The organism is Fictibacillus sp. b24, assembly GCF_030348825.1.
Taxonomy (GTDB): domain Bacteria; phylum Bacillota; class Bacilli; order Bacillales; family Fictibacillaceae; genus Fictibacillus.
Window position 1 is genome coordinate 312,957 of record NZ_JAUCES010000005.1, and the last position, 19,706, is coordinate 332,662.

Here is a 19,706-nt window from a genome sequence, read left to right on the forward strand (position 1 = left end):
TTGATGTGGTCCGGGAGCTTTGTGCTTCCGGGCTTTTTTGTGAGGTATGTTATCAGTTGTCGATTTTTTTTTATTTTGTAAACTCGCGGATAAATTGTAATAATTCGCGGGATTATGGCAAAAACTCGCTGGAATAATACGAAATCTCGCGGGATTATCTCATATATTTCATGAATTAATTTAAGAACAGTCCTTTTACTTCAAAAAACGTCCAGTTTCGCCTCGCTAAACTGCTCACTATGCAACATAAACACGTCCCGATCAGGAAATCCTAACGATATGGGAGGTGTTTATAGTGAAAAAGGCAATTATTGCTCCAGTTTTAGCGCTGCTTGTTACCACAGCGTGTTCTCCTATGCAGTCGTATAAAGAAGAAGGCGCAAAAACAGAACCGGCAGCTCACGAAAATAAACGGGATGTACGCGATAACCTGTTTGGCCATGGAATTATAAATTACCACCTGACAAAAAATGAGCCGCGTAACAGTTATAGTTTTGACACGAACATGAACCCGAGTGATTATCGGACAATGAACTCTACACGATTTGATTTGTCTGATGACCAGGATATGATTCGTCAAGCTGTTATTGACGCGTCTGGTATTAACCCGCAGATGGTCACCATTAACGGGAATTATGCGCACATCCATATTAATGTGCCGCATGATATGTCAAAAAAGGAACGTGCTGCAACACATCGAAAAATCATGAATGCCGTTGAACGTGCAGTTCCTCGATATAATTTCTCACTAAAAATTGATGACTAGCGGGAAATAAAATGGGAAATGGGGTCAGACCCCATTTCCCATTTTATTTCCCAAGTCTTCTAGCTGCTTGCTGGATTGGATCCCATGAACCGTTATAAGGCGGTGCGTAGGATAGATCCAGATCTGCTAATTCCTCAACGTCCATTTCATGATAAAGAGCTGTCGCTAATACATCGATTCGTTTATCAACGCCTTCTGCTCCAATAATTTGGCCACCTAAGAGCTTCTTTGTTTCTTTATGATACGTTAATTTCACTTCTAATTTTTTCGGATCAGGATAATATCCAGCATGACTTTTTGTTGTAATTTTAATCTCATCAAACGGAATGTTAAGTTTTTCTGCTTCTTTGTTCGATAATCCCGTTTTTCCGAGTGTTAAATCCATAAATTGAATAATGGAGGAGCCTACAATTCCTTTAAATTGCTTTTCCACGCCAGCCATATTCAGTCCTGCGATCCTGCCTTGTTTATTAGCGGTAGTTCCGAGCGGAATATGGTCATTGAGTTTTTTTACACGGTGATAATGGGTCGCGCAATCGCCAGCGGCATAAACGCCATCCACATTCGTCTCCATACGCTCATTTACAACGATAACACCTTGTTCGTTTAACTCCACATTTGTAGTTTTCAAAAAGTCAGTGTTGGGTGTCACTCCAACCGAAACGATCACGAGGTCTGTTGGATAATCTTTTTTAGCGGTTTTAACAAACTGAACATGATCATCACCTTTAAAGCCTAGCACTTCTTCCTCTAAACAAAGCTCGATCCCATGTTTTTCTGCTTCTTCGTGAATGAATGGAGCGAAATCTTCATCAAAGATGCTGCCAAGCTGATTGCTGCGCTGGATGATACGTACACTTTTACCGAGTTTAAGCACGTTTTCAGCCATTTCGAGGCCGATGTAGCCGCCGCCAATAATCGTTACGTTCTGCACACCTTTCAGTCCAGCCATCAGTTCCTCAGCGTCAGGAATCGTTTTAAGAGGATAGATGCCTTTTAGATGAACCCCTGTCCATTGTTTCGGGATGATCGGCCGCACACCTGTGGCTACCAAAAGCTTATCGTATGTCACTTCGAACGGTTTCCCTGTTTTCGTATGTATGCCAGAGACCGTGTTGGATTTCGTGTCTACCGCATTTACTTCGTGAAAAGTACGTGCGTCCATTCCGTATTTTTCGCGAAAGGTTTCAATACTGCGAGCGATGAGTTTTTCTGTAGAATTGATGAGCCCGCCTACGACATACGGAAGTCCGCATTGTCCATAAGAATAGATGCCGCCTTTTTCAAGAACGGTTATTTCAGCGTCCTCTGTGTTCCTGACAATCTGCATCGCGGCACTCATGCCAGCTGCGTCTCCTCCAATAATGCAATATTTCATCTGATCAGCTCCTTACATCTCTCTAACAATATAGTATTCCCATTGTCGTTAAAAAAGTAACTTTACATGTATGATGACACAACTCTCTCGTTTTTGACCAACAAGAAGTACGGAGTTAAAACGAATTATGATAGTAGAAAGAGGTGGTGGACTGTGCTAGAAATTAAATCTAACGGAGCGGACTGGAATGCACCGGTTCAACCGATTCATACATTGTTAAAAAAGTTGGAACAAAAACCATTAGACCCTGTTTATGAAGGCATGGGGAATTTTATTATTAAATATAAACATGAGCATCAGACAGATAATCCGCGTTATGTCGGATGTACGCACTTTCTCGGTCATTTTGCGACCATTCCATATGTGTTTAATCTGATTACGAATGAAAAAGTAGTCATAGAAGAGTTAACGAAAGCGATTCGAATGAACCAGGAGCGTATCGATTACGAGCAATTGCGCCGAAATATATTTTCCTATTAATTTCCTTTTGTCCTGTGCTATGCTTTTAGTGAGGTGATGGGAATGAAGGGAAAAGTAGCTTCCTTAAACATCAAGCTTCCGGAAGAAGTAGCAACGTCTAACAAGACTTTTTTTACAGCTTATAATAAAATTCCGCAGCAGCAGCCGGTCTTTTTACATAAAACGCATTTTGAGGGAGACGGTGTTGGAGATAAGGTCCATCATGGCGGACTGGATCAAGCGGTTTGTGTGTATCCTTTTGAACATTATGAAAAGTGGAATGCTGAGCTGAAGCTGGATAGTCCGCTTAAGATACCAGCATTCGGAGAAAATATTACACCTATAGGGTTTACAGAAGATGCTGTGTGTATTGGAGACGTTTTTCAGATGGGGGAAGCGGTCGTTCAAATCACACAGCCTCGCCAGCCTTGTAACACATTAGCTTCTATATTGTGCCGCCCTGATATGATTAAAAAAGTTGTAGATACAGGCCGTACCGGATATTATCTTCGTGTTCTGCAAGAAGGAATGGTGGCAGTAGGTGATGAGATGGTGAGAATCGAAAAACACTCAGCTGGCATTTCTGTTACAGAAACCAATCAGATCAAGTATGGATTTGAAAAAGATCCCGAAAAAATTCAGCGTTTAATTGAAGTGAAGGAATTGGCTGAATCGATGAGAGACTCTTTATTAAAAAGAACTTAAAACTTTTATTATAACACCTTTCTAAAAAGGAATCATTTGGGAAAATGGTTCTTTCTTTAGGTTGTTTATTCCACTGTTAAGAACACGTTTTTCCCAATTTTTGAAAACAACAATCATGATACAATATTTAAGTAATAGTCGAACAATTCAGAATTATACATAACGGGCCCGGGACCTGACCACCAAGAGCACATGGTTTGATTGTTATAAAATCATGATTGGGGGAAAAGAAATGAAAAAAACTGTATTACGCACGTTTAGTGCAATGCTCAGTTTGTTGTTTGTCCTATCCTTATTGGTAGGTAATCTCCATTTCTCTGCATCTGCTGCAACGGTTGATAAAGGACCGAAAAACTTCCTCGTTGGTTTTAAATCAGATATTCAAACAGCTCAAGTAAATGATGTTAAAAAAATGGGTGGGCAAGTTAAGCATCAGTTCAAGTTTATGGATACGATGCTTGTTTCAATGCCTGAAGCGGCAGCAGAAGCACTTAAAAAGAACCCGAATGTTTCTTATGTAGAAGAAGACAGCATCGCGTATAAAACAGCTCAATCTACCCCATGGGGAATTACACATATTAAAGCAAATCAAGTTCATGCGACTGGAAACACAGGATCAGGTGTTAAAGTAGCGATTTTAGATACGGGAATTGATGCAAGTCATGAAGACTTAAACGTGCGTGGCGGTGCGAGCTTTGTACCAAGTGAGCCAAATGCGCTGGTTGATGGTGATGGCCACGGAACACACGTTGCAGGTACAGTAGCAGCACTTAATAACACGACAGGTGTTCTTGGTGTAGCTTATTCAGCTGACCTTTATGCGGTAAAAGTTTTAGACAGTACTGGAAGCGGAACATACAGCGGCATCATTCAAGGAATTGAATGGGCTGTTGCTAACAATATGGATGTCATCAACATGAGCTTAGGTGGGAGCTCTGGATCAACGGCGCTTCAGCAAGCTTGTGATAATGCATATAACTCTGGTGTGCTAGTAGTTGCGGCTGCAGGAAACTCAGGAACAAAAGGGAAGAGAAACACGATTGGTTATCCTGCAAAATATGCTTCTGTAATGGCAGTTGGAGCGGTTGACGCTAACAATGCGCGCGCTTCATTTTCGAGTGTTGGTACCGAGCTTGAGGTGATGGCACCGGGTGTTAGTATTTTAAGTTCTGTGCCAGGCAACAAGTATGCGAGCTACAACGGAACGTCAATGGCTTCTCCGCACGTAGCAGGAGCAGCAGCGCTTATTATGGCTGGAAACCCAGGACTTTCAAACGTTCAAGTTCGCCAAAAGCTCGTTAACACAGCAAAACCGCTTGGTGATGCATTCTATTACGGTAAAGGCGTAATTGATGTTTACGCAGCTACTAGATAACTAAAAAAATGCAAAAAAGAGGTTCCTTTACAGAGCCTCTTTTTTGCTTGTAGTTTTTTCATCTTGCTTCCGAATATCTTACCTTCACGTCCAAGTCATCACAAAATACTTTGAATTGATAGTAGTCAAAATAAAGCTGGTCTTCCTCTTTTTGATTCCAGCTGAAGATGGTTGATCCAAACACATAGTCTTTCTTTCTGAAAGCCCGTATGGAGGGGGTATGTTGAACAACTTCAATCATTCCTTTCTCCATACCTGTTTCAAGCTGAAGGATGACCCAAGGTAAGTCCTCTGGGTGTACTTTCCTTTTTTCTCCGTTCCTTACGATTCGAATCGTTTTAGACATCGGCAGGTCCCCAATATTTTTATAGTCATTTCGTATCGTAGTTATTATAATGATAGTTAGTATCCATACGCAAGAAGGTACATTAATGTAACTAAGGCAACGAAATGAAACTAAGGGGTGTTTTCGATTGAGAAAAGAATATTCTCATCCAATTGAAGTGACGATGGATGTGGTATGCGGAAAATGGAAAGGTATCATCTTATGCCATTTACAGCAAAACGATGTTTTACGATTTGGTGAAATTAAAAAATTGCTTCCAAAAGTGTCACAAAAAACACTAACGCTTCAACTAAGAGAATTAGAAGCTGATGGATTGATCAATCGTGAAGTATACCCAGAAGTGCCTCCGAAAGTAGAGTATTCGTTAACGGAATACGGAAAAAATTTAGAAGTCACATTAAACCACATGAGTGAATGGGGAAGAAGTCATGTTGAAAAAGTGGAATTAAACAGGTAGAAAATAGTTACAATGATTATGCGGGCATTATTACCTGAAAAAGATTGAGAGTTTAGCTGATAACGACTATAATTATACTGTTATGCATATAAAACAGAGGTGAAAAACCATGTTAGAACGTTTAGAGACGATTGAAGCAAGATATGACAAGTTAAATGAATTACTCAGTGACCCTGAGGTTATAAATGATACGAACAAGCTTCGCGATTATTCAAAAGAGCAATCTTCCCTTCAAGATACAGTAGCAGTTTACCGTGAGTATAAAGAAGCGAAAGAGCAATTAGATGAAGCTAAATTGATGCTCGAAGATAAGCTTGATGCTGAAATGACTGCGATGGTAAAAGAAGAGATCTCAGGGCTTAACCAACAGATCGAAGAATTTACAGCTCAGTTAAAAATTCTATTGCTTCCAAAAGACCCGAACGACGACAAGAACGTTATCGTCGAGGTTCGCGGTGCAGCAGGTGGAGACGAGGCGGCACTTTTCGCTGGCGACCTTTACCGTATGTACACACGTTATGCAGAGATGCAAGGATGGAAGTCCGAAGTAATTGAAGCTTCATACACAGAGCTTGGCGGATACAAAGAGATCATCTTTATGATCAATGGTGCTGGTGCTTATTCAAAGCTTAAATATGAAAACGGTGCACACCGTGTTCAGCGTGTCCCTTCAACAGAATCAGGCGGACGTATTCATACGTCTACAGCAACGGTTGCTGTACTTCCAGAGGCTGAAGAGGTTGAAGTTGAGATTCATGAAAAAGACGTTCGTGTTGATACGTTTACATCTTCTGGTCCTGGGGGTCAGTCTGTAAACACGACTCAATCAGCGGTTCGTTTAACACATGTTCCTACAGGTACGGTTGTATCATGTCAGGATGAGAAATCACAGATCAAGAACAAAGAAAAAGCGATGAAGGTTCTTCGTGCGCGTGTTTATGATAAGATTCAGCGAGAAATACAAAAAGAATATGATGAAACACGTAAGAGTGCGGTTGGATCAGGTGACCGTTCAGAGCGTATTCGTACGTACAACTTCCCGCAAAACCGTGTTACCGACCACCGTATCGGTTTAACGATTCAAAAGCTTGATCAGATCCTTCTTGGTAAGATGGATGAGTTCGTTGAGGCACTCATTACGGAAGATCAAACAAGCAAGATGAAAGCTCAGGCGGATGCGTAAAATGATTACAAAAGTTCATGAAGCCCTCGCGTGGGCTTCTTCTTTTTTAGCTGAAAACGGACGCGAAGGGTTTGCGGCAGAGATTTTAATGAGGCATGTATTGGGCGATGTCAACCGAACAGAGATGCTGATGCGTCTTCACGATGTGATGGATGAGGATGAGTACGCTGAGTTGAGAGCAGCAGTCAAGCGCCATGTTGACGGAGAACCTGTTCAGTACATTACGGGTAAGGAAGAGTTTTACGGTCGAACGTTTTCGGTGAACGAAGAAGTCTTAATTCCGCGTCCCGAAACAGAAGAACTGGTCGAGCATATGCTAACGCTTATTTCTAACCATTTTGGAGATGGCGCGGCTGTTTCTGTTGCAGATATTGGCACAGGAAGCGGTGCGATTTCGATTTCGTTGGCTCTTGAAAACGAGCGATTGGATGTATATACGGTTGATATTGCAGAGGAGTCGATAGAGGTGGCGAAGGGTAACGCCAATCGGCTTGGTGCAAAGGTTACATTCTTGCACGGTGATCTGTTGCAGCCTTTTATCGAACAGGGTAAGAAGCTGGATGTAGTCGTTTCAAACCCGCCATATATCCCTGATCATGAGATAGCAGTCCTCGAAACCATCGTAAAAGACCGTGAGCCGATGAGAGCATTAAGCGGCGGGGAAGACGGATATGTTTTCTACAGAAGGTTTATGGAAGAACTGCCTCTCGTCTTGAATGAAAAGGCGATTGTTGGCTTTGAAGTTGGAGCAGGGCAGGGCGAGACGGTTGCAGATATGCTGCGTGAGACGTTCCCTAGTGCTGAAGTTTATGTGAAAGAAGACATCAGCGGCAAGGATCGTATGGTATTCGCTCTTCTTGGGAAATAACGTGGGAAATGGGGTCTGACCCCGGGTCAGACCCCAAACAATTTACACACAATTCAAATCTCAAAAAGAAGAGGCCCACCTTGGCCTCTTCTTTTTGAGATATTTATTACTTCTTTTATTACTTCTTTTGTTACTTCGCCATCTTATTCCTTCACCATCAACTTAAGCGGTGCGGCAATCTTCTTTTCTACTTTTTTTCCAGCTAGTACGTCTGATGCGGCTTTTACAGCGAGTTCACCGATCAGCGCAGGCTGTTGAGCGACTGTTGCTGCTAGTTTGCCTTCTTTTACAGCGTTTACCGCATCATCATTTCCGTCAAACCCAACGACGAGCACATCGCGGCCAGAGCTGTTGATTGCTTGCAAAGCACCTAATGCCATCTCATCGTTGTGTGCGAAGACTGCTTTGATGTCTGGATTTCCTTGAAGGACGTTCTCCATAACGTTCAATCCTTTTGTTCGGTCAAAGTCGGCTGATTGTTTGGCAGCGACATCTAGCTTTTGATCAGCCACGTTATGGAATCCTTTACCACGCTCACGTGTAGCGGAAGCACCAGGTACACCTTCTAGTTCAGCGACTTTTGCGCCTTCACCAAGCTGTTCGACGATAAAGTCAGCTGCCATTTGGCCGCCTTTTACGTTATCAGAAGCAACAAGTGTTGCTACATCTCCTTTATCTGTTGAGCGGTCGAGCGTTACAACAGGAACATCCATGTTGTTTGCAGATTGAACGGCAGTTGAGATGGCTGCTGAATCTGTAGGATTGATCAATAGGGCATCAATTCCTTGCTGCAATAGATCTTCAACATCGTTTACTTGTTTAGCAGAGTCATTCTGTGCATCCACGACAACTACTTCTGCACCTTGTTTCTTTGCTTCCTCAATAACGCCATTTTTCATTGAAACGAAGAATGGATTGTTTAGCGTTGAAACGGATAAACCAATCTTAATTTTTTCTCCATCACCTTTTTTGGCTGGCTTCGCCCATGAAGGGGGCTCTAATGAACATGCTCCTAATAAGAAGATTGATAGAGACATCATAATTAATAAAGCTTTTTTCATAATTTGAACCCTCCTATGCTGCTTTTTTACGATCAATTAATACGGCGATCAGGATAACGACACCTTTTACGACCATTTGGAAGAATGAAGATACACCTAGCAAGTTCAGACCGTTGTTCAGCGTTCCGATAATCAAGGCACCAATCAAAGTTCCAACAATCAAACCGCGTCCGCCTGATAAACTTGTGCCGCCTAGAACGACCGCAGCGATCGCATCTAACTCATAAGACGTTCCGGCAGTTGGCTGTGCAGAGTTCAAACGCGATGTTAGAATCGCACCCGCTAATGCCGCAAGAAGTCCAGCTAGGGAATAGATCATCACTTTTACTTTTGTAACTTTAATACCTGAAATGATAGCGGCTTTCTCGTTTCCGCCGATCGCATATGTTTTACGTCCGAACGGAGTCTTGTGAAGGATCACCCAAAACAATGCGAAAGAAAGCATCATCGTAATCGCTGGGACAGGAATACCTAAGAAATACCCTCGTCCGAAAAGCTGAAATAAATAGTTCTCTCCAAGACCTGTAATCGGGTTACCGTCTGTATATACCAATGTTAATCCACGGAAAATCGTCATAGTTGCAAGTGTTGCGATAAAAGGAGCCATTTTTCCTTTTGTGATCAATAGGCCGTTAATCGCGCCCATAACAGCTCCAAGCAAACATCCGATTAAGATGGCAAGCATCGGATCCATCCCAGATACGATCATGCCAGCCATCAACGCACTGGAAAGCGCTAGAATCGCACCGACGGATAAGTCGATACCGCCTGTTAAAATAACGAATGTCATACCGAAAGCAATAAGTGCATTAATCGCCACTTGGCGCAGCAAGTTTAATAAGTTTAGTGGTTCTAGGAAACTTGGGTTCAGGACCGATACAATAACGACAAGGATGATCAGGCCTAAGAATGGTCCAAGCTTTTGCGTGATATTATCTACATGATTCACTTTTGTAGGTGTTTTCATATTACTGTCCTCCCGTTGCATATGTCATAATCTTTTCTTGTGTGGCTTCATTCTTCGGAAGCTCACCATTGATTCTTCCTTCGTGAACGACCAGGATCCGGTCGCTCATACCAAGAACTTCTGGCAGTTCGGACGAAACCATGATGATGGCTACACCACGATCGGTAAGCTCATTCATCAGCTGATAGATTTCACGTTTTGCACCAACATCGACACCTCTTGTCGGTTCGTCCAAAATTAATACTCTCGGACCGATTCCGACCCATTTAGCGATAACGACTTTTTGCTGGTTACCACCTGATAAATTCTTTGCGTAGGTTTCACCAGATTCTGTTTTGATTTGAAGACGTTTAATCAGCATATCTACAAAATCTGTTTCCGTTTTATAGTCTATAACGCCATTTTTCGAAAAGCTCGTTAAGTTCGGCAGCGCCATGTTTTCACGTATCGAGAAATCCAGTACCAATCCTTCATTCTTCCGGTCTTCTGTAATAAAACCGATTCCGCGTTTCACCGCCTCAAACGGATTTTTGATCGATACCTTTTGCCCGTTGATCCAAATCTCGCCAGAATCCAGCTTATCAAGGCCAAACAACGCTCGCATGATCTCTGTTCGGCCAGCTCCCATGAGTCCAGCCACTCCGACAATTTCACCAGATTTTACTGAAAAATTCACATTATCAAAAACACCTTGTCTCGTGGCATTCTTGACTTCTAAAATCGTCTCGCCTATGTTCGGATTGCGCTCTGGATAACGGTCTGTCAGTTCACGGCCAACCATTTTTCGAACGACTTCATCAAAGTTGGTCTCTGAGACCGTTTGTGTATCAACCGTTTTACCATCGCGCATGACCGTGATTCGGTCGCAAATCGCGAAAATCTCTTCCATCCGGTGAGAAATATAAACGATCGACACGCCTTCTTTCCGAAGTGCGTTGATTACAGTAAATAACTTTTCAATCTCACGCTCTGTAAGGGCAGCAGTGGGCTCGTCCATGATAATCACTTTTGCATTTGTCATGAGAGCCTTTGCGATTTCAATCATTTGCTGCTCACCGACCGAGCAGAGGCCGGCTTCTTTATCGAGCGGGATCGTGACAGCCAGCTTTTCAAATTGCTTTTTTGCCAGCGTTTTCATTTCTTTTGATTTTAAAAGGCCGAACGGTGATCGTAATTCTTTTCCGATAAACAGGTTATCAAGCACCGTCATGTCAGGCCATACGTTAAGCTCTTGGTGGATAAACGCAATACCGTGCTTTTCAGCTTCTTTCGGATTATCAAAATAGCGTTCTTCACCATCTATAACAATCTTTCCAGAATCCCGTTTGTGAAGACCAGTCAGAATGTTCATCATTGTTGATTTTCCTGCGCCATTTTCACCCATAAGGGCATGAACTTCGCCTTCTTGCAGATCAAAGTGAACGCCGGTTAATACTTGGTTGGCACCAAATGCCTTATAGATCTCGTTCATTTGAATATGCATCACAATCACCTCTTTCTAGAAGATTACACCTGCTTGTAAAATACAGTTTGCGTAAGGTGTGACTTCACCTGTGCGAATCACCACTTTTGCATGCTTTGTTCTTTCTTTAAAATCTTCATGCGATAAAAATTCAATTTCTGTATCTGAAAAATTCTTCTTCATAAATTGAAGCGTTTTTTCGTTGTTTTCTTGTATTTCACTCGCTAAAATCACGTTTTCGACAACCATATCGTCATTTACTGCCTGAACAACCTCTGCAAAACTCGGGACGCCGATTGTTAAAGCGAGATCGATCCGCGGAACATCACTTGGAATCGGAAGCCCTGCATCAGCAATCACGATAAGATCGGTATGACCAAGGTCACTTAGTACTTTTGAGATATGACTGTTCAACATTCCTTGTCGCTTCATAACGTTTCCTCCACTTCTTTTCTCAGTGGCATTCCGCCTTGTGCCCCAAACTTCGTAACCGATAGGGAAGCTGCTCGGTTAGCAAATCGAAGGCTGTTGCAGATGCTTTTACCTTCTGCTAATGCTACAGCTAGTGCGGCGTTGAACGTATCACCTGCACCTGTCGTGTCGACTGCTTCAACTGGATAAGAGGGAACGAGCACCTCTTTTTCACCATCATGATACCGAACGCCATCTTTACCCTCTGTAATAAAAACTTTGTTTGGATATTGCTTTAATGCCTCTTCTGTCGATAAACCATTAAACAATACCGCCGCTTCATGTTCATTTGGTGTGATGTAGCTCGCTTTGTCTATCACATTTTGCGAAAGCGGGCGAGCGGGTGCCGGGTTCAACAGCAGTGAAACATCGTGCTCTTTACAAACTTCACTCACGTATTCAACCGTTTCTTCTGGAATCTCTTGCTGAATGAGCACCATATCAGCTTCTTTAATAAGATCCAGTGACTTTTTCACATATTGAGGTGACACATGATCATTCGCGCCTTTTACAACGACGATGCTGTTGTCACCTTCAGCTAAAATGATATGAGCCGTACCGCTTTCAGTATCTGTAACCGGTTCCACATTGGTTACATTAACATCATTTTGTTTAAAATTTTCTAAAATGCTAGCTCCATAATGATCATCGCCTACACATCCGATCATGGTTACGTCTGCGCCTAGACGAGCAGCTGCGACAGCCTGGTTTGCACCTTTTCCTCCGGGTACGGTTTTAAACGAGCTGCCTAAAACTGTTTCTCCTGCTCCAGGACGCTTATCCGATGTAACAACTAAATCCATTGAAGAACTGCCAATAACCACAATCTTAACCATTTGTATCAACCTTTCTTGTTGTGTTTCGATCTATAAACGAAACAGGCATCTGAATATGCTGTTGTTCGAATTTTTCTTTGTTAATGATTTTAACTAGAAGCTGTGCCGCTTCTTTTCCCATTTCATAAGCCGGCTGGCGAATGGTGGATAGAGAAGGGAACAGCAAGCTGCTTTGCGGAATATCGTCAAAACCGATAATCTGCAGATCCTCTGGAATCGATTTTCCGAGTCGAAGCGCTTCATGTAAAACGGCTGTTGCCACGATATCATTGCTCGCTAGCACTCCATCTGTATCAGGATATGTCGCAAACAGTTCCTTTGCCCATTTCTCCGCGTCTTCAAATGCGAACGAAGTCGTCGTCATCACATGAAAATCAACGGTTGATTGACTTAACGCTTCTAACGCCCCTTGAAAACGGTCTTGAGCGGGCTGGATGTGAGCCGGACCTTTTAAAAGAGTGATCCGCTTGCTTCCTCTTTTTACGATTTCGTCTGCTGCTATTCTGCCGCCTTCTTTTCCATCTGCATACACCGACGGATAATCGTTCGATGTTCGGTCTAGAAAAACAACAGGAATAGACAGATCTTTATAGTTTGTTTTTGTTTTATTATTCGTAGCGGAGATGATTCCGACGACATTGTTTTGAATAAATGTGTTCAGATAATCCATCTCTTTTTCATCATTCTCATCACTGTTTCCAAACAATAAGCGGTAGCCGCCTTTTTGCATTTCGTCCTCAACACCTCTTGCAAGTTGCGGGAAGAACGGGTTCGTTATGTCTGGGAGCAACAGTCCGATCAGCTTTGATTTCTTTTTAAAAAGGGAACGGGCTACTTCATTAGGGCTGTACTTTAACTCTGCAACGGCAGCCATTACTTTTTTGCGTGTATCTTCGTGCACGTATCCTGTTTCATTCAAAACACGAGATACAGTCGCGACTGATACACCTGATTTCTTTGCAACATCACGAATGGTAACCAATTTTTCGCCTCCTCCCAAAATATATGTAACCGTTTACACATTTAAAATAACATGAATGAAAGCGTTACGCAAGTTGGTAAATGTTTCTTTTGATGTAACGTTGAACGGGGTTGATTTCCGCTTCAGGTTGCTTCGCTTTCCGGGGGGCGTGCGGTGAGCCTCCTAGCGCTATGCGCTGTTAGGAGTCTCACCTGTCCCGCTGATCCCCCAGGAGTCTCGCACCTTCCGCTCCAATCAACTTGTCAATGAAGAGAAAGAAAAATGAACCTATAGCAATCGTCTTTTGAAAAGTTAACGCTTTTGACTTTCCTTTGTCGAATCACAAAGAACGAATTTTACTAGATTACTAGTATGAAATTTTTGCGTGGTGTCCAAACTGTGGTTAGATACGACGGGGGAGGAAAAAACGATGAAAAAACGCAATCATTTCTTTATTCTTGTTCTTATTTCTTTAGCGGTGATGTTCTTATTTTTTGAAACACAAACAAAAGTGGCAAACGCAACAATGAATGCCTCTGTTAAAATACCAGATGAGTCGATCAGACTTCGTATATTAGCAAACAGCAACAATGAAGCGGATCAAAAGCTTAAGCGTGAGATCCGAGACGAAGTGAACGAGCAGATCACAACTTGGGTTGGCGAGCTATCCAGCATTTCTGAGGCACGTGAAATTATTCGTAAGCAGCTTCCTGCGATTGAAAAAATCGTTCAATCAAAGCTGGATGAAGCAGGACTGGAAAAGACGTTTTCAGTGGAACTAAACAAGGTCGCTTTTCCTACTAAAATGTATGGCGAGTACATCTATCCGGCAGGTCAATATGAAGCAGTGTTGATCACGCTTGGAGAAGGCGAAGGGAAGAACTGGTGGTGTGTTCTTTTTCCTCCACTTTGTTTCTTGGATTTTGAAAATGGTGATGCTGTAAAAGAAAACAAAGACAATAAAGCGGATGTTACGGAAACAGCTTCTGCTGAAGAAACGAATCAAACAGAAGAAATCCAGACTAAATTCTTTGTAGTAGAACTGTTCCATAGCCTTGTTAGTGCTGTAGGCTCCTTATTCTCTTAAAATGTGCATAAGTTCCTCCCTATTTTCATAGATTATAGAAAATGAAGAAGGTAACCGAATGGTGGTTAGCCTTCTTTTTTAAACCCAATGTTTTCGTATTCGTTGGAGTCCTTGGGGGCAGTTGATTTCCGCTCCAGGTTGCTCGCTTTCCACGGGGCGTACGGTGAGCCTCCTGCCGCTTTGCGCCATTAGAAGTCTCCACCTGGCCACTCGTCCCGTAGGAGTCTCGCACCTTGCGCTCCTATCAACTTGTCACTGAAGAAAAACAATAAAACATTCAAAAGCACCGCCATTTTAGAAAAACAGTCTAATAAAAAGATGAGGAAATACAGCTAAATCGAAGCTAAAACTATAAGGAATAGGGGAGTTACGTTATGACCATTATTTTAAGACAGGCCATGCAGCACGAGGCAAAAGATTTATTGCAGCTCGTCGGTAAAGCTGGGCTTCAATCTGAGGGGATCAAGGACAGCATTGAAAACTATCTCGTTGTTGTGAATGATGCAGGAGAGACGATTGGAACAGTAGGATTAGAGCGCATTGGTAATGATGGTTTGCTGCGTTCTTTTGTGCTGAAACAGAAATATTCGTCTGAAACGCTTCTCCTTAAACTCATTGATAAAATTTTGGTATACTCAAAGGATAAGGGAGTAGAAACTCTTTATTTGCTTACAAAAGCTGTACACATGTTTGAAGCACTTTCTTTTAAGATCATTCCAAAAGATAAAGTGCCTCCACACATTGAAAGTGCAGATCATGTTAAAAATAATGCATCATCAGGAGCAGAACTTTTAGCGTATGCATTGGATTCCTAGAGATTTGTCAACAAGTTGTCCACAATTAACGACAAATTGTGTATAACTCTGTGGATATAAAAGTTTTGCAATTCACCTTTTAATCATAAGGTTGCCTGAGTAGTAGAAAGGATTTATCCCATGAGATCATTCCAAACGGAACGCTGGGCTGTGGATAAAACAGAACAATCACTAACAAATCATCCACAGGTTATTCAAGCTTCCTTGTGGATAAAAAAGAATGAAGTGATAGCTATACCAACTGAAACGGTTTACGGGCTTGCTGGAAATGCGAGAAGCGACGAAGCGATCTCACGCATTTTTGAAGCGAAAGGAAGACCGAGTGATAATCCGCTAATTGTCCACATTTCCGACCGATCGCAGTTAGAAGGGCTAGTTTCTTCTATTCCTGCCGCCGCTGAAAAACTAATGGATACGTTTTGGCCTGGACCGTTAACAATCGTGCTGCCAAAAGGAGAAGATGTGAGCGAAAAGGTAACTGCCGGGTTATCCACAGTCGCAGTACGCATGCCAGACCATGAGATCGCTCTTGCGGTTATCGAAGCTTCAGGTGTTCCGCTTGCTGCACCTAGTGCAAACCTTTCAGGGAAACCTAGCCCGACAACTGCCAATCACGTATATGAAGATCTCAAGAGCAGAATTCCCGGCATTGTGGATGGAGGGGCAACGGGTGTTGGCGTTGAATCCACAGTTGTTGAATGCACGAATGACCGTGTTACGATTTTAAGACCTGGCGGGATCACGTTAGAAGAATTAGAGAAAGTAGCTGGTGTGGGCCATGTTGCTGTGGATCCTGGTCTGGAGAACGAGAAACATGCACCAAAGTCACCAGGTATGAAATATACTCACTATGCTCCGAACGCACCGTTCGTTCTTGTGGATGGAAGTGTGGAGTTTTTGCAGAGTCTTGTGGATAAAGAACGCGAAGCAGGAAAACGGATTGGAATTTTGACGACAGAAGAAAGAGCAGACGTTTATAAAGCCGATTGTGTGATTCCAGCCGGAAATCGTTCCAAGCCTGAAACGGTGGCTCAGCATCTATACGAAGCGTTACGAGCATTTAACGAAGCGGGTGTAGATCAGATTTTCGGAGAGGTTTTTCCGAAAACAGGAGTAGGCGTTGCGATCATGAACAGGCTTGAAAAATCGGCCGGTGGCAATATCATAAAAGGGTAGAAAAAGAACCTGATTCCATATTTATTAATGGAATCAGGTTCTTTTGTTACATTCAAAGTACATTTTTTGCTCTAAAAACTGTGAATTCACTCATACCGTCTGGGGTATATTAAAGTTTATTTATGAAATTTTAAAGATATTCCGGCGAGTTACGAGCATAATTCGGCGAGTTTGGACCATAATCCGGCGAGTTTTGCTCATATATCGGCGAGTCGACATCAGCAGACAAACATCTACCAGTTCTATACCCCCCTTTCCACTCACATAACTGCTTATTAACAAACCTGTGTCTACTTAAGACACAGGCTTGTTCGTATGGATCGGCAGCATGATTGAAAAGGTGGTGCCTTCATCAATCTTACTGTCGATTAGAATTTTACCGTGATGATTCTCCACGATTTTATAACAGATCATGAGGCCGAGGCCGGTTCCTTTTTCTTTTGTCGTATAAAAAGGTTCGCCGAGCGTCGGCAGGCGTTCTTCTGGAATACCGCACCCATGGTCGATAAAGGAAGCCATCACATAATTGCCTTGTTTTTGAAGATGGATATGTACGGAACCACCCGTAGGCATCGCTTCAATCGCATTTTTCAGCATGTTCACAAACACTTGCTTGATCTGATTATCCACACACCAAATCTCAGGCAAGTCGGGTTCGCTCTCAAAATAGATCTGTACATTTGTTAATATGGCTTGCGTGTCAAGAATTGAGATAACGTGTCTTAACAGCTGACGAAGATCCGTTTGTGTAAAGTTCATCGCCTGCGGTTTTGCGAGCAGCATGAACTCTCCGACAATGCTGTTGATTCGGTCAATCTCGGAAAGCATGATTTCATAATAATCTTCGTTTTCTGAAGCTCTCGACTGAAGGAGCTGTAAAAAGCCGCGAATCGAAGTAAGCGGGTTGCGGATCTCGTGCGCAACACCAGCAGCAAGCTGCCCGAGTACAGACAGTTTGTCAGACTTTCTGAGCATCTCTTCTGTCTTTTTGCGTTCGGTCAGATCACGTGCGACAACAACGCAAGAATCGGGCTGATCAGAATCGTTCGCGATTGGCGTCGCATTGGCTTCGAGAGTGACCCAGTGTCCGTGGGCATGTTTGCAGCGTACTTCAAACTTCACCGGTTTTTGTGTTTGAACCATTTCGTTAATGGCCATTCTAACTTTTGGTCTGTCATCCGTATGAAAAAAGCCTTGAATCTTTTTGCCATCATAAAGAGACGGATCAAAGCCAAGGAGGAGTCGATTAGAAGGGGAGACATATTTTACGTTTCCTTCTAAATCTACGACACCTACTAAATCCGTCGTATTCTCCGCAATTATCCGGTACTTTTCTTCGCTTTCCTTGAGAGCTTTTTCTTTTAACTTTTTATCCGTTATATCACGTGAGATGGCAGAAAGAGCGACGACTTCACCTTTTTCTCCATAAATCGGGCTTAAGGACAGGCTTACATTTAAGCGTTTGCCGCATTTCGTTAAGCGAATGGTCTCGACACCTTTTACATAACCGCCATGTTTAACGATCGTCATCAGTCTCTCTGATTCAGCTGCTTTATCCTCAGGTACTACGGGAAGTATGTGTGAAGTCAGGTTGTTGAGTTCGTCTTGTGACCACCCATAAATGAACTCAAACGCCGGATTCACTTTTACAGAGTAGTTCGTTAGATGAACGACTGATATCGCATCGCTAGAATGATAGATGACGGATTCAAGCAAGTCCTTCGTTTCTCGCAGTTCTTTTTCCGCTTCTCGTTTTGCGGTTACGTCTTTTGCGATCCCGAACACACCAAGGACTTTGTTTAGCACGATGATCGGGGTGAGCGTGAACGTGATCTGTCGGATGCCGCCGTTCTTTTGTCGGATGCGTGTTTCGTGCATTTTCGATTTGCCTTTTAAGGCATCGTTAAATTGGTCGATCGCAATCGCTTTTCGGTCAGGCATCATGAACGGATCAAAGGTCATGTTTAAGAGTTCAGTTTCGCTGTATCCGGTAAGAATGGTACATGCTTTATTAACGGTCGTAAACTTTCCGTCCATATCCAGTGAAAATAAGGCGTCAATGTTGTGATCCATCAATGAGCGGAAACGCTGTTCGCTTTCAGCCAGCTGCGTTTCGACAGATACACGTTCGCTCAAATCGACACAGAATCCATACACTTCCGAAACAGCCCCATTTTTATCATAAATAGGACCGATCGCAGCCAAAAAAGGAATACCGTTCAGCGCTGATTCATACGTGAGACTTTCTCCGTTCAGAGCTCTTTCATACATTTCCTTTTTAAAAGCAGCCATTTCTTTCGGAAAGATATCTTCTATTCTCTTTTGTAATACGTTTTCCCTCTTGAGACCAAACAAGTCAAATAGTTCGCCTTCGCTCTCGGTCATAATAAGGTCTTCATTCTGTTTGATGCATCGAAATGTCATGCTTTTTTGACGTGATAAGCCGGTTTGAAACGGGGACGGCTGCCATACGTCTATTCCTTTATCCGTTATGGCCGAAGCGTTATTGATCATCCTTGTTCCTCTCCTTAACGTACAGAGTTATATCCTTTTTATATACGATATAAATCCTATTATCCCTTCCTCTAAAGCGGTAAAGAGTGCATTTTTTACACCGCTTAACAGCTTGTATGTTTTTTAGTCTTTTTAAAAGTAGACATGCATAGGTTGAAAGTATGATGGTTAAAGGAGTGGGAACTAGTTGGCAACGATGGGGGAATGGATGACACTTTTGTTTATGTCTGTTGCGCTAGGTATGGACGCTTTTTCAATCGGCCTGGGCATGGGAATGTTATCACTTCGATTTAAGCAGATTATGAAAATAGGGATTACGATTGGACTTTTCCATATGCTGATGCCGCTTGCTGGAATGACGATCGGAAAACAAATCTCTCTTCACTTTGGTGATATTGCTGCGATCATTGGCGGAATCTTGCTCGTCATACTTGGTGTTACGATGATTCGCTCTTCGTTTTCAAGTGATGACGAACCGTTCGTACAGCCGATCGGTATTGGTTTATTGGTCTTTGCCTTAAGTGCGTCTTTAGACAGCTTTTCGGTAGGCTTATCCTTAGGGATCTATGGGGCCAAAACATGGATGACGATTCTGATGTTCGGTATGATGAGCATGCTGTTAACATGGGCTGGATTGATTATGGGGAAGAAAGTGCAAAAGTGGCTCGGTTCGTATGGTGAAGCCTTTGGCGGCTGTATCCTGCTTGCTTTTGGTGTGAAGATTTTGTTGCCTTTTTAAAGAATGGATATCGTGTAAGTGGTTGATCTCCGTTTCAGATGCTCGCTTTCCGGGGGGTGTGCGGTGAGCCACCTCGGCGC

The 19,706-nt window shown here is 42.8% G+C and carries 21 protein-coding genes; 11 read left to right on the forward strand and 10 right to left on the reverse strand.

Annotated elements, in window-relative coordinates:
• Positions 1-295: 295 nt before the first annotated feature.
• The gene (locus QUF49_RS01700) at positions 296-766 is read left to right on the forward strand and encodes a hypothetical protein (protein ID WP_289494028.1); all 471 of its coding nucleotides are present in this window, start codon (positions 296-298) and stop codon (positions 764-766) included.
• A 43-nt stretch (positions 767-809) separates the two neighbouring features.
• Here QUF49_RS01700 and QUF49_RS01705 read toward each other — a convergent pair whose 3' ends face one another.
• The gene (locus QUF49_RS01705) at positions 810-2,144 is read right to left on the reverse strand and encodes a CoA-disulfide reductase (RefSeq protein WP_289494029.1); all 1,335 of its coding nucleotides are present in this window, start codon (positions 2,142-2,144) and stop codon (positions 810-812) included.
• Positions 2,145-2,297: 153 nt separating this feature from the next.
• Here QUF49_RS01705 and QUF49_RS01710 point away from each other — a divergent pair, with 153 nt between their 5' ends.
• The 3 genes from QUF49_RS01710 (at position 2,298) to QUF49_RS01720 (ending at position 4,683) form a co-directional block, all read left to right on the forward strand.
• A complete protein-coding gene (locus QUF49_RS01710) occupies positions 2,298-2,624 on the forward strand; it encodes a hypothetical protein (protein WP_289494030.1) in 327 nt (108 codons plus the stop codon).
• Between the two features lie 42 nt (positions 2,625-2,666).
• Positions 2,667-3,308 carry an MOSC domain-containing protein gene (locus QUF49_RS01715; protein WP_289494031.1) on the forward strand — a complete coding sequence of 214 codons (642 nt, stop codon included), beginning with the start codon at positions 2,667-2,669 and terminating at the stop codon, positions 3,306-3,308.
• Between the two features lie 232 nt (positions 3,309-3,540).
• On the forward strand, positions 3,541-4,683 hold the full coding sequence (locus QUF49_RS01720) for a S8 family peptidase (protein ID WP_289494032.1): 1,143 nt from the start codon (positions 3,541-3,543) through the stop codon (positions 4,681-4,683).
• A gap of 58 nt (positions 4,684-4,741) precedes the next feature.
• Here the strand turns inward: QUF49_RS01720 and QUF49_RS01725 are convergent, their stop codons facing one another.
• Complete coding sequence (locus QUF49_RS01725) at positions 4,742-5,029, reverse strand: hypothetical protein (protein ID WP_289494033.1); 288 nt, start codon at positions 5,027-5,029, stop codon at positions 4,742-4,744.
• 163 nt (positions 5,030-5,192) lie between these two features.
• Between QUF49_RS01725 and QUF49_RS01730 the strand changes: the two genes are divergently transcribed.
• The 3 genes from QUF49_RS01730 to prmC all read left to right on the forward strand — a co-directional run bounded on the left by QUF49_RS01730 (position 5,193) and on the right by prmC (position 7,537).
• Positions 5,193-5,486 carry a winged helix-turn-helix transcriptional regulator gene (locus tag QUF49_RS01730; protein WP_289497562.1) on the forward strand — a complete coding sequence of 98 codons (294 nt, stop codon included), beginning with the start codon at positions 5,193-5,195 and terminating at the stop codon, positions 5,484-5,486.
• A gap of 109 nt (positions 5,487-5,595) precedes the next feature.
• Positions 5,596-6,669 (forward strand): peptide chain release factor 1, encoded by a 1,074-nt coding sequence (gene prfA / locus QUF49_RS01735; protein WP_066399006.1) that lies wholly within the window; start codon positions 5,596-5,598, stop codon positions 6,667-6,669.
• A 1-nt stretch (position 6,670) separates the two neighbouring features.
• Positions 6,671-7,537 (forward strand): peptide chain release factor N(5)-glutamine methyltransferase, encoded by an 867-nt coding sequence (gene prmC, locus QUF49_RS01740; RefSeq protein ID WP_289494034.1) that lies wholly within the window; start codon positions 6,671-6,673, stop codon positions 7,535-7,537.
• A gap of 143 nt (positions 7,538-7,680) precedes the next feature.
• Here the strand turns inward: prmC and rbsB are convergent, their stop codons facing one another.
• The 6 genes from rbsB to QUF49_RS01770 are packed head-to-tail and all read right to left on the reverse strand — an operon-like array spanning position 7,681 to position 13,316.
• Positions 7,681-8,598: a ribose ABC transporter substrate-binding protein RbsB gene (gene rbsB, locus QUF49_RS01745; protein WP_289494035.1), complete on the reverse strand. Its 918-nt coding sequence runs from the start codon at positions 8,596-8,598 to the stop codon at positions 7,681-7,683.
• 13 nt (positions 8,599-8,611) lie between these two features.
• A complete protein-coding gene (gene rbsC, locus QUF49_RS01750; protein WP_289494036.1) occupies positions 8,612-9,565 on the reverse strand; it encodes a ribose ABC transporter permease RbsC in 954 nt (317 codons plus the stop codon).
• A gap of 1 nt (position 9,566) precedes the next feature.
• Positions 9,567-11,048, reverse strand: coding sequence for a sugar ABC transporter ATP-binding protein (locus QUF49_RS01755; RefSeq protein WP_289494037.1), 1,482 nt, complete (start codon positions 11,046-11,048; stop codon positions 9,567-9,569).
• A gap of 15 nt (positions 11,049-11,063) precedes the next feature.
• Positions 11,064-11,459 carry a D-ribose pyranase gene (gene rbsD, locus QUF49_RS01760; RefSeq protein WP_289494038.1) on the reverse strand — a complete coding sequence of 132 codons (396 nt, stop codon included), beginning with the start codon at positions 11,457-11,459 and terminating at the stop codon, positions 11,064-11,066.
• Positions 11,456-12,334, reverse strand: a complete 879-nt coding sequence (gene rbsK / locus QUF49_RS01765; RefSeq protein ID WP_289494039.1) for a ribokinase — start codon at positions 12,332-12,334, stop codon at positions 11,456-11,458. The genes rbsD and rbsK overlap by 4 nt, the downstream gene beginning before the upstream one ends.
• Positions 12,327-13,316 carry a LacI family DNA-binding transcriptional regulator gene (locus QUF49_RS01770; RefSeq protein WP_289494040.1) on the reverse strand — a complete coding sequence of 330 codons (990 nt, stop codon included), beginning with the start codon at positions 13,314-13,316 and terminating at the stop codon, positions 12,327-12,329. The genes rbsK and QUF49_RS01770 overlap by 8 nt, the downstream gene beginning before the upstream one ends.
• A gap of 409 nt (positions 13,317-13,725) precedes the next feature.
• Here QUF49_RS01770 and spoIIR point away from each other — a divergent pair, with 409 nt between their 5' ends.
• Positions 13,726-14,382, forward strand: a complete 657-nt coding sequence (gene spoIIR, locus QUF49_RS01775) for a stage II sporulation protein R (RefSeq protein ID WP_289494041.1) — start codon at positions 13,726-13,728, stop codon at positions 14,380-14,382.
• A gap of 25 nt (positions 14,383-14,407) precedes the next feature.
• Here the strand turns inward: spoIIR and QUF49_RS01780 are convergent, their stop codons facing one another.
• A complete protein-coding gene (locus tag QUF49_RS01780) occupies positions 14,408-14,614 on the reverse strand; it encodes a hypothetical protein (protein WP_289494042.1) in 207 nt (68 codons plus the stop codon).
• Between the two features lie 142 nt (positions 14,615-14,756).
• Here QUF49_RS01780 and QUF49_RS01785 point away from each other — a divergent pair, with 142 nt between their 5' ends.
• Both QUF49_RS01785 and QUF49_RS01790 read left to right on the forward strand, forming a co-directional pair.
• Positions 14,757-15,197, forward strand: a complete 441-nt coding sequence (locus QUF49_RS01785; RefSeq protein ID WP_289494043.1) for a GNAT family N-acetyltransferase — start codon at positions 14,757-14,759, stop codon at positions 15,195-15,197.
• Between the two features lie 120 nt (positions 15,198-15,317).
• Positions 15,318-16,373 carry an L-threonylcarbamoyladenylate synthase gene (locus QUF49_RS01790; protein WP_289494044.1) on the forward strand — a complete coding sequence of 352 codons (1,056 nt, stop codon included), beginning with the start codon at positions 15,318-15,320 and terminating at the stop codon, positions 16,371-16,373.
• A gap of 294 nt (positions 16,374-16,667) precedes the next feature.
• On the opposite strand, the gene QUF49_RS01795 is transcribed toward QUF49_RS01790, so the two are convergent.
• Positions 16,668-18,887 (reverse strand): PAS domain S-box protein, encoded by a 2,220-nt coding sequence (locus QUF49_RS01795; RefSeq protein ID WP_289494045.1) that lies wholly within the window; start codon positions 18,885-18,887, stop codon positions 16,668-16,670.
• A gap of 196 nt (positions 18,888-19,083) precedes the next feature.
• On the opposite strand from QUF49_RS01795, the gene QUF49_RS01800 reads away from it, so the two are divergent.
• Positions 19,084-19,626, forward strand: coding sequence for a manganese efflux pump MntP family protein (locus tag QUF49_RS01800; protein ID WP_289497563.1), 543 nt, complete (start codon positions 19,084-19,086; stop codon positions 19,624-19,626).
• The last annotated feature ends 80 nt before the right edge of the window (positions 19,627-19,706 follow it).